This window comes from Pseudomonas sp. (genome assembly GCF_049645325.1).
Lineage (GTDB): Bacteria > Pseudomonadota > Gammaproteobacteria > Pseudomonadales > Pseudomonadaceae > Aquipseudomonas.
The window spans coordinates 1-8,567 of the sequence record NZ_JBARTQ010000237.1 but is presented as its reverse complement, the minus strand read 5'-3'; the positions used below and the strand labels follow the sequence as shown (position 1 = coordinate 8,567).

The 8,567-nt window shown below is 60.9% G+C and carries 11 protein-coding genes; 7 read left to right on the top strand and 4 right to left on the bottom strand.

The annotated features are described in order from the left end of the window. Positions 1-60: 60 nt before the first annotated feature. Positions 61-1,272, bottom strand: coding sequence for an alanine transaminase (gene alaC / locus WBB95_RS10235; RefSeq protein ID WP_424487475.1), 1,212 nt, complete (start codon positions 1,270-1,272; stop codon positions 61-63). 195 nt (positions 1,273-1,467) lie between these two features. Between alaC and WBB95_RS10230 the strand changes: the two genes are divergently transcribed. Beyond that, on the top strand, positions 1,468-1,950 hold the full coding sequence (locus WBB95_RS10230) for a GyrI-like domain-containing protein (RefSeq protein WP_424487474.1): 483 nt from the start codon (positions 1,468-1,470) through the stop codon (positions 1,948-1,950). 164 nt (positions 1,951-2,114) lie between these two features. Here WBB95_RS10230 and WBB95_RS10225 read toward each other — a convergent pair whose 3' ends face one another. Then, on the bottom strand, positions 2,115-2,609 hold the full coding sequence (locus WBB95_RS10225) for a GNAT family N-acetyltransferase (protein WP_424487473.1): 495 nt from the start codon (positions 2,607-2,609) through the stop codon (positions 2,115-2,117). Positions 2,610-2,757: 148 nt separating this feature from the next. Between WBB95_RS10225 and WBB95_RS10220 the strand changes: the two genes are divergently transcribed. Genes WBB95_RS10220 through WBB95_RS10205 form a run of 4 tightly spaced genes read left to right on the top strand, consistent with a single transcriptional unit; the run spans position 2,758 to position 5,295 of the window. Beyond that, complete coding sequence (locus tag WBB95_RS10220) at positions 2,758-3,177, top strand: YybH family protein (RefSeq protein WP_424487472.1); 420 nt, start codon at positions 2,758-2,760, stop codon at positions 3,175-3,177. Between the two features lie 42 nt (positions 3,178-3,219). Then, positions 3,220-3,564, top strand: coding sequence for a YciI family protein (locus WBB95_RS10215; protein WP_424487471.1), 345 nt, complete (start codon positions 3,220-3,222; stop codon positions 3,562-3,564). A 34-nt stretch (positions 3,565-3,598) separates the two neighbouring features. Beyond that, a complete protein-coding gene (locus WBB95_RS10210; RefSeq protein ID WP_424487470.1) occupies positions 3,599-4,075 on the top strand; it encodes an SRPBCC family protein in 477 nt (158 codons plus the stop codon). Further along, positions 4,072-5,295, top strand: coding sequence for an RNA polymerase sigma factor (locus tag WBB95_RS10205; protein WP_424487469.1), 1,224 nt, complete (start codon positions 4,072-4,074; stop codon positions 5,293-5,295). Before WBB95_RS10210 ends, WBB95_RS10205 begins: the two co-directional genes overlap by 4 nt. Positions 5,296-5,364: 69 nt before the next feature. Here WBB95_RS10205 and WBB95_RS10200 read toward each other — a convergent pair whose 3' ends face one another. Then, a complete protein-coding gene (locus tag WBB95_RS10200) occupies positions 5,365-6,090 on the bottom strand; it encodes an SDR family oxidoreductase (RefSeq protein ID WP_424487468.1) in 726 nt (241 codons plus the stop codon). 111 nt (positions 6,091-6,201) lie between these two features. On the opposite strand from WBB95_RS10200, the gene WBB95_RS10195 reads away from it, so the two are divergent. Further along, entirely contained in the window at positions 6,202-7,044 is an 843-nt protein-coding gene (locus WBB95_RS10195; RefSeq protein WP_424487467.1) for a LysR family transcriptional regulator, read from the top strand. 80 nt (positions 7,045-7,124) lie between these two features. Here WBB95_RS10195 and WBB95_RS10190 read toward each other — a convergent pair whose 3' ends face one another. After that, positions 7,125-7,979: a LysR family transcriptional regulator gene (locus WBB95_RS10190; protein WP_424487466.1), complete on the bottom strand. Its 855-nt coding sequence runs from the start codon at positions 7,977-7,979 to the stop codon at positions 7,125-7,127. An 88-nt stretch (positions 7,980-8,067) separates the two neighbouring features. Here WBB95_RS10190 and WBB95_RS10185 point away from each other — a divergent pair, with 88 nt between their 5' ends. Then, positions 8,068-8,493, top strand: coding sequence for a multidrug/biocide efflux PACE transporter (locus WBB95_RS10185; protein ID WP_424487465.1), 426 nt, complete (start codon positions 8,068-8,070; stop codon positions 8,491-8,493). Positions 8,494-8,567: the final 74 nt, after the last annotated feature.

Sequence of the window (8,567 nt, the reverse complement as noted above, 5' to 3'; positions counted from 1 at the left end):
CCGCATTCGCGAGCAAGCCCGCTCCCACATTTGTGATCGCATTTCTACAGGTAGAGCGGGTCAGGACTTCTGAACCAGCCCATCCGCCCGGAACATCCCGCGAATCCCGCGCACTGCCTGGCGAATCCGGTCCTGGTTCTCGATCAGCGCAAAGCGCACGTGATCATCGCCATACTCACCAAAGCCGATCCCCGGCGACACACACACCTTCGCTTCCAGCAGCAGCTTCTTGGCAAATTCCAGCGAGCCCATGGCCGCATACTGCTCGGGAATCTTCGCCCAGACGTACATCGACGCCTTGGGGTTCTCAACCATCCAGCCCAGCTCATGCAGGCCCTTGACCAGCACATTACGGCGCTGGCGGTACTGCTCGGCGATGTCTTTCACGCACTGCTGGTCGCCTTCCAGCGCCGCAATCGCCGCCACTTGCAGCGGGGTGAAGGTGCCGTAGTCGTGGTAGCTCTTGATCCGCGCCAGGGCGTTGACCAGCTCCGGGTTGCCGACCATGAAACCAATGCGCCAGCCGGCCATGTTGTAGCTCTTGGACAGGGTGAAAAACTCCACCGCAATGTCCTTGGCGCCCGGCACTTGCATGATCGACGGGGCTTTCCAGCCGTCGTAGACGATGTCGGCGTAGGCCAAGTCGTGGACCACCAGCACGTCGTATTGCTTGGCCAGCGCGATCACGCGCTCGAAGAAATCCAGCTCCACGCACTGCGCGGTCGGGTTGGACGGGAAGCCGAGGATCATCATCTTCGGCTTGGGGATCGAACCGCGAATCGCGCGTTCCAGCTCGGCGAAAAAATCCACGCCGGGAATCAGTGGCACCGAGCGCACCTGGGCGCCGGCAATCACGGCACCGTAGATGTGGATCGGGTAGCTCGGGTTGGGCACCAGCACCGTGTCGCCCTGGTCCAGGGTGGCCAGCATCAAGTGCGCCAGGCCTTCCTTGGAACCGATGGTCACGATGGCTTCGGTTTCCGGGTCGATGTCCACTTCATAGCGGTCTTTGTACCAGCGTGAAATTGCCCGGCGCAGACGCGGAATGCCTTTTGAGGTGGAGTAGCCGTGGGTGTCTTCACGCTGGGCGACGGTGACCATTTTTTCCACGATATGCGGTGGAGTGGCGCCGTCAGGGTTACCCATGCTCAAGTCGATGATGTCTTCGCCGCGCCGACGCGCAGCCATCTTCAGCTCGGCAGTGATATTAAAAACGTAAGGGGGGAGTCGATCTATGCGCGCAAAGCGGCGCGGCGAACCTGGTTCGGCCATTGTTGCCTCGAAATACGTAAGCGCCCGGAACCGTCCGAGCGACGTCGGCCACTGCGGTGGCCTGCGGGGCAGACAATACGGTCGATGATGGCCAGTTGTCCAGATGCGTAGGAAAAATTTCTGCTTGGAGTACAGGGCGGGTATCCCCCTATACTCGATGCGGGTTTGTTCCCTCATAAGAAGGAGACTGTTCAGATGGATCAGCAGACAAAACAACCATTGGCGCCACGCATGGAAGCAGGCAAGGCACTGGTCATCGCCGGTGTACAAGGGCGTTATTCGAAGGCGACGGTGGGTGATATTCCCAAGTTATGGGAGTTGTTCGACACCTGCATCAAAGACATCAAAAAGCGCGTTGGCGGTGTGACTTACGGCGTGTGCCATAACCCCAGCCACGGCGAATTCGATTACATGGCCGGGGTAGAAGTGCCGAGCAAGGGCGACGTGCCGGGCAACTTCGAGTTCATCGAAATACCGCCGCTCAACTATGCCGTGTTCCTCCATCACGGAGCGGTGCAGGCGCTTGAGCAAACGTACGAGCGCATCATGTTCGAATGGCTGCCGCACTCCGGCTACAAGGTGATGGGCTCGGATTTCGAGCGCTACAGCGCAGATTTTGATGCGCGCAAGGGCACCGGGACGGTAGAAATCTGGTTGCCGATTGGCGAAAGAGGCTGACCGCAGCGCGTTGCAGGCGCCGGCAAGCCGGCGGCTGCAGTCGTATCTGGCTAATGTTGATTGTTTACAGCCTTTGCTGAGGCGCTTCGCCCGAACCCTGTCACGTAACCATTACATTGTCGTGGGGATGTCATGTTTGCGTTACATCGGTTTGGCGTCGAGGTTTAGTTGGAAAACACCCAACTCAACCGCCGCTCATACCCAATCCGCCCCTTGTACGCCTCGCCGTTATCCACCCAACCGGCCGCCAGATACAAGCCCATCGCTGCTGCGTTGTCGGCGTCTACCGACAGCTCCAACCCTTTGATCTGCGGCCACGCCTTTAGGGCTGCGGCTGGCAGCGCCTGCAAACACGCCTTGCCGAATCCACGCCCTTGTTGATGCCTGTCCACCTGCAGCGCGTGCAGCGTCGCACTGTGTTCATCCGCCCAATGGGGCAGGCACGGCGGGCGCTTGAGCAGCAGGAAGGCCACGGGGATGTCGTCGGCGAGCAGGGCAAAACCTTTGATGGCACCGGGCTTGGGATTGACCAGCAGGCTGTTCAGCGCGCAGTAGATGTCGCCTGAGTAGGCCAGTTGCTCGGGGTGTACTTGCAGGGTGTCGAGATGCTGTTTTTGCACGAGGCTCAGCGTCTCATAGGGAACGAGGCGGGTTTCCATCGGGGGCGCATCCGAAATCCTACAAAGAGGCGTGGATTCTAGCCGGTTTGCCGGGGCCTTCATTATTTTTCAGCGGCCTGTCGATTGGCGCGAGTGCGGTTCGACTAAGGGTGTCTTCTGTGATTTTCCACCCCCAAGGAGTATCGCCATGAGCACTGCCATCAACACCCTGATCGACCAATGGAAGCACGCTGTACTTTCCCGTGATATCGACAAGATTGTCAGCTATTACGCCGACGATATCGTCTCGTTCGACGCTGTGACCGCATTGCAATTCAAGGGCAAGGCCGCCTACCGCGCGCACTGGGAGGCTTGCATGGAGCACTGCCCGGGCCCCGGCATTTTCGAGTTTCATGAGTTGCATGTCGTCGAGGCGCCAGACAGTGCTTTCGCCCATTGGCTGGCCCATTGCGGCGGTGCCGGGCCGGATGGCGTGGTGAAAGCCTGCTGGATGCGCGTGACGGCCGGTTATCAGCGGATCAACGGTGAATGGAAGGTGGTGCATGAGCACTGGTCGGCACCTTTTGATATGGAAAGCGGCACCGCGTTGTTCGAGCTGGAACCCTGAACGCCGGGGACTATAGTTGATAGGCCGAAAATGGAGGCACCCATGAAATATCTCTGCCTGATCTACAGCAACGAACAGGTATTGCACACCTCGCCCCACAGCCCCGCAGACCCGGAGTGTTTCGCCTATGCCCAGGCCATCCAGGCCAGCGGACGGATGCTCGCCGCCGAACCGCTGGAGTCGGTGAGCACGGCCACCACCGTGCGTATGCGTAATGGCAAGTTGTCGATCACCGACGGGCCGTTTGCTGAAACCAAGGAGCAGCTTGCCGGGTTCTACCTGATCGAAGCCCGTGACTTGAACGAAGCGATCCAGGTGGCCGGTGGCATTCCGGCAGCCCGGGTCGGCAGCGTGGAAGTGCGCCCCGTGCGCGAATTGAATCTCTGAATACAACAACCACAAGACTCAGGAGGTTTACCCCATGACAACCCAACTTGCCGAATTTGAACTGTCCATCAGCCGCTTGATCGACGCCCCGCGCAGCAAAGTGTTCCGCGCCTGGACCACGCCCGCGCTGTTGCAACAATGGTGGGGCCCCCACGGCATGACCACGCCCGAGTGCGAAATGAACCTGTGGGTTGGCGGCCTGTTTCGCACCCTGATGCGCGCGCCCGACGGCGCCGAATATCCCACCCAAGGCGTATTCCTGGAGATCGAGGCACCGAGCCGATTGGTGTTTACCGATGCCTACTCGCCGGGCTGGGTGCCATCGGGTAAACCCTTCATGACGGCCGAAGTCACCTTTGAAGAGGTCGACGGCAAGACCCTCTACACCGCCCGCGCCATGCACTGGACTGAAGCGGACAAACAGGCCCACGAAGCCATGGGTTTCCATGACGGCTGGGGCCAGAGCCTGGATCGGCTGGTCACGCTGGTCACCCAGGGCATGCCCGATTGACCCTTCAGGTCGAGGCGATTTACCGCAGCGAATCACGGCGCGTACTCGCGACGCTGATTCGCGTGCTGGGTGATTTCGACCTCGCTGAAGAAGCCCTGCACGAGGCGTTTCTTGTCGCGGTGCAGCGCTGGCCGCAGGACGGCGTGCCGCACAATTCACGGGCGTGGCTGGTTTCCACCGGCCGCTTCAAGGCCATCGACCGCCTGCGCCGCCAAGCCCGTTTTACCCCGTTATTGCAGGAGCAGGCCGACGCGCTGGAAGCGGCTGACTGGCGTGAGGACGACGTGGAAGACGACCGCCTGCGCCTGATCTTCACCTGCTGCCACCCGGCGCTGGCGCCCGACGCCCAGGCGGCGCTGACCTTGCGTGAGATCTGCGACCTCACCACCGAGGAAATCGCCCGCGCCTTTCTCGCCACGCCCACCACCATCGCCCAGCGCATCGTGCGCGCCAAGGGCAAGATCCGCGAAGCGAAGATCCCTTATCAAGTGCCGACCCTGGCCGAGTTGCCCGAACGGCTCGACAGCGTGTTGCGCGTGATTTACCTGGTGTTCAACGAGGGCTATTCGGCATCCATGGGCGCCGATGTCACGCGGGGCGACTTGACCCGTGAAGCCATCCGCCTCGCCCGCTTGCTGATGGAATTGCTGCCGGAACCGGAGGTGGTGGGCTTGCTGGCGCTGATGCTGCTGCACGAATCCCGCCGCGCAGCGCGTACGTCGGCTGATGGTGAGTTGGTGTTACTGGGTGAACAGGACCGCGCGTTGTGGGACGCGTCCTTGATTGCTGAAGGCTGCACGCTGGTCGAACAGGCGCTGGCCACACCCGGCGTTGGCGTGTATTGCCTGCAAGCGGCGATTGCGGCAGTGCATGCCGAAGCGCCGAGCGCGGCGGAAACGGACTGGCCGCAGATTGTCGGGCTCTACGATGTGTTGCTCAGGGCGGTGCCGTCGCCGGTCATCGAGTTGAACCGCGCCGTGGCGGTGTCGATGGGGCAGGGGCCGTTGGCCGGGTTGCTGTTGGTGGAGGGTATTTTGCAGCACGGGGAATTGCTGGATTACCACTTGGCGCATTCAGCGCGGGGGGAATTTTGCCGGCAGTTGGGACGGGTGGAGGAAGCCCGATCAGCCTACGAAAAAGCCCTGTCACTGACCCGGCAAGTGCCGGAAAAGCGCTTCCTGGAACGCCGCCTGGCCGAACTCAAATCCCTCAGACAATGAAGGTCAACAACTGTGGGAGCAGGCAAGCCAGCTCCCGCATTGAGCAAGGGTGCAGGCAGATTTTTCGGGTTACGGCTGCTGACGCGTCGCCGCCAACACAATTTCACGAATGCACACATGCTGTGGTTGCTGGTAGGCATAGGCAATCGCCGAGGCCACGTCATCAGCGCTGAGCACGGTGCCGCCCATGTCCTGTTTCCAGGCCTGGTAACCGCTCTTGATCGCCTCATCCGTGGTGTGGCTGAGCAATTCGGTTTCCACCGCGCCTGGGGCAATGGTGATCACGCGTACATTACTCGGCGACAATTCCTCGCGCAGGTTCTCCGAAATCCCATGCACGGCGAACTTGGTGCCGACGTAGGCGACGTGGTTCGGGAAGGTCTTGCGCCCGGCCACCGAGCTGACGTTGATGATCGTGCCGCCCTTGCGCGCAACCATGCTGCCAGCCACCGCGTGGATGCCATTGAGCAGGCCCTTCACGTTGACGTCGAGCATCTGCTCCCACTGCGCCGGGTCTTGATCGCTGACGGCACCCAAGAGCATCACGCCGGCGTTGTTGATCAACGCATCGGCCGGGCCGAATTGGGCTTCGGCTTCTTTTACTGCGGCGACCAGGGCAGCGCGGTCGGTGATATCAACGCCACGGTTCAAGGTGTTCGGCAGGGCCAGTTCGTTAAGACGGTCGATGCGCCGCGCCAGCAGCAACAGCGGGTGACCGGCGGCCGACAGCAGGCGGGCGGTGGCTTCGCCGATACCGGAACTGGCGCCGGTGATGATGATCAGTGGCTTGCTCATGAATGCACTCCTGGAATAAGAAAAAACGATAACGGAAACGTGGGCGCAGTATATTTACTGCCGCAAAGGCTGAAAAATGCCTTATTCCTCTGTCTGTCATCGGATAAAGCTATGGATGTGCGTCACCTCAAGGCGTTTCTCGCGGTGTTCGAAGAACGCAATATCACCGCCGCGGCCCTGCGTTTGTTTATCAGCCAGCCGACGTTGTCGGTGACCATCAAGCAGCTTGAAGACGAACTCGGTGTGGCGTTGTTCGTGCGCCAGCCGCGCGGCGTGGAGGTCAGCGCCGAAGCGCGGGTGTTGTACCCGCAGGCGCGGCGCATGGTGGCCGAGGCGGAGGCGTTGAGCCGGCTGTTTCGCGGGCGCGAAAATCGCATCGCGCTTGAGCTGGGCGTGGAGGGCGATATCGCCGACAGCCAGATCGACATGTTCCTGCGCATGGCACACCAAGGGCTACCGGGTTTGTTGCTGACCTTGCAGGAAGGCTGCGCCGGCGATGGGCGCTTGGCCGTGGAAGAAATGTGCTGCGAGGACGAATTGTTCCTGCCGCTTTGGGAAGAGTCCTACGTGATGGCCTTGCCTCAGGCGCACCCGATGGCGCTGGCGGGCAAGGAGCAAGCCTGGGCGCCGATTGAAGACTGGATCACCTGCCCGCAACATGACTCCCATCAGCGTCTGATGGCGCTTTATGGCCGTTCGCCGCAAGCGGTGGCCGGGCATGCCGGTTCGTTGACCCAGGCCTTGCACATGGTCGCGGCCGGTGTGGGCGTGGCGATGTTGCCGCAGTCGATGGCGGCTGAGCGCGCAGGGGTGGTGATTCGTGAGTGGCACTTGCCGGCGCCGACCCGCCGGGTGGGGTTGTGCTTTGCCGCGCAAGCGCTGGAATTGCCGGCCTTGCGCGCGCTGCACGAATACTTCCAGAACAACCGCCCGCCGCAGCTATCGGCAGCTTGACCTGAAGTCCAAAAATTAACCCGGTCTCATTGTGGGAGCAGGCAAGCCAGCTTTCACAGGTTTGATGGGATGCTTTGTCATCACTCCAGCATCTTGCCCAGCAACCAGCTCCCCGCCGGCCCCGGCGGGTGCTGTCGCGACCATAGCGCGTCCACTGCCACCGAGCGTGGCCAGCTGCGAGCCTTGAGTTCCACCAGATGGCCGCCGCCAAAGCGCTCCACCAGCCAGCGCGGAATCGGTGCCCACCCGAACCCCAGCTGCGCCATCTCCATCAGCATCAGGTAACTGGGTGCCGACCACACACGCCCGGTGGCGCGGGTTTCATTCGGGTTGATGATGCTGGCCAGGCGGAGTTCACGGTGTTGCTGCAAGGTCTGCGCAGGGATGTTCTTCAGCTTGGCCAGAGGGTGTGTGGGCGCGACGAACAGGGCAATTTCCGTGCGTTCCTCCACCGGCGCGCCGGTGAGGTCGGGCGGGTAAGTGTCCTGTTTTTCGATGAACGCTATCTGTGCCCGACCGCTTTGCACCAGGTCGATCAAGTCTTCGCACTCGGCGATCAGGCATTCCAGCTCAAGGTCCGGATGGCGTTGCTCAAAGGCTTTGAGGGCGATTTCAAAACGATCCGACTGATACGTATCGGACATGGCGATGGTCAGTTTAGGCTCCAAGCCTTGTGACAACTGGCTCGCCGCCAGCTCCAGCCGGCTGCTGGCCTCCAGCACCTGTTCGGCGCGTTGCAGCAACACGTGCCCGGCGGGAGTCAGGGTGGGTTTGCGGCTGCTGCGGTCAAACAGCACCACATCCAGGTCAATCTCAAGGCTGGCCACCGCCGCGCTGACGGTGGACTGGCTCTTGCCTAGCTTGCGCGCCGCGGCGGAAAACGAGCCTTGGGTGGCCGCTTGCACAAACGCTTGCAGCACTTCGTTTGAGGCCATGACTATCGCCTTGGTCGATGGTTATTAGTTATGAAGTATCGATTCAAAGGGTAATCATGGCAACCATCGTCACTCACGGAGCCGGGTTATGCACCCTACCAAGTCGATTACTGAACGTGTTTGCCAAGCCTTGGGTTTTGAAGGGTTGGCCTTGTTGATTTGTACGCCGCTGCTGGTCTGGATCACTGGCCGGCCGGCCCTGGAAATGGGCGCGGTGACGTTGGGGCTCAGCCTTTTGGCGCTGACCTGGAACATTATTTTCAACGGTTTGTTTGACCGTCTGAAGGTGCGCCTGCAATTGAGCGGCGGGGCCTGGACGCGGGTGTTGCATGCGCTGATGTTTGAGGGCGGGTTGATTATTGTCGCGGTGCCGTTGATCGCGGCGTGGATGAAGATCAGCTTGATGCAGGCGTTTCTTCTCGACATTGGTGTGTTGTTGTTTTTCTTGCCTTATACGTATGTGTATCACTGGGGGTATGACGTGTTGCGGGAAAGGGTTATGCAGCGGGCTTGAGGTTGGGGGGCATATCCGTTGTTTGGGTGGTGGCTTGGATTGGTTCCGCTCTTACAGCGGGTCACTTTTGGAAA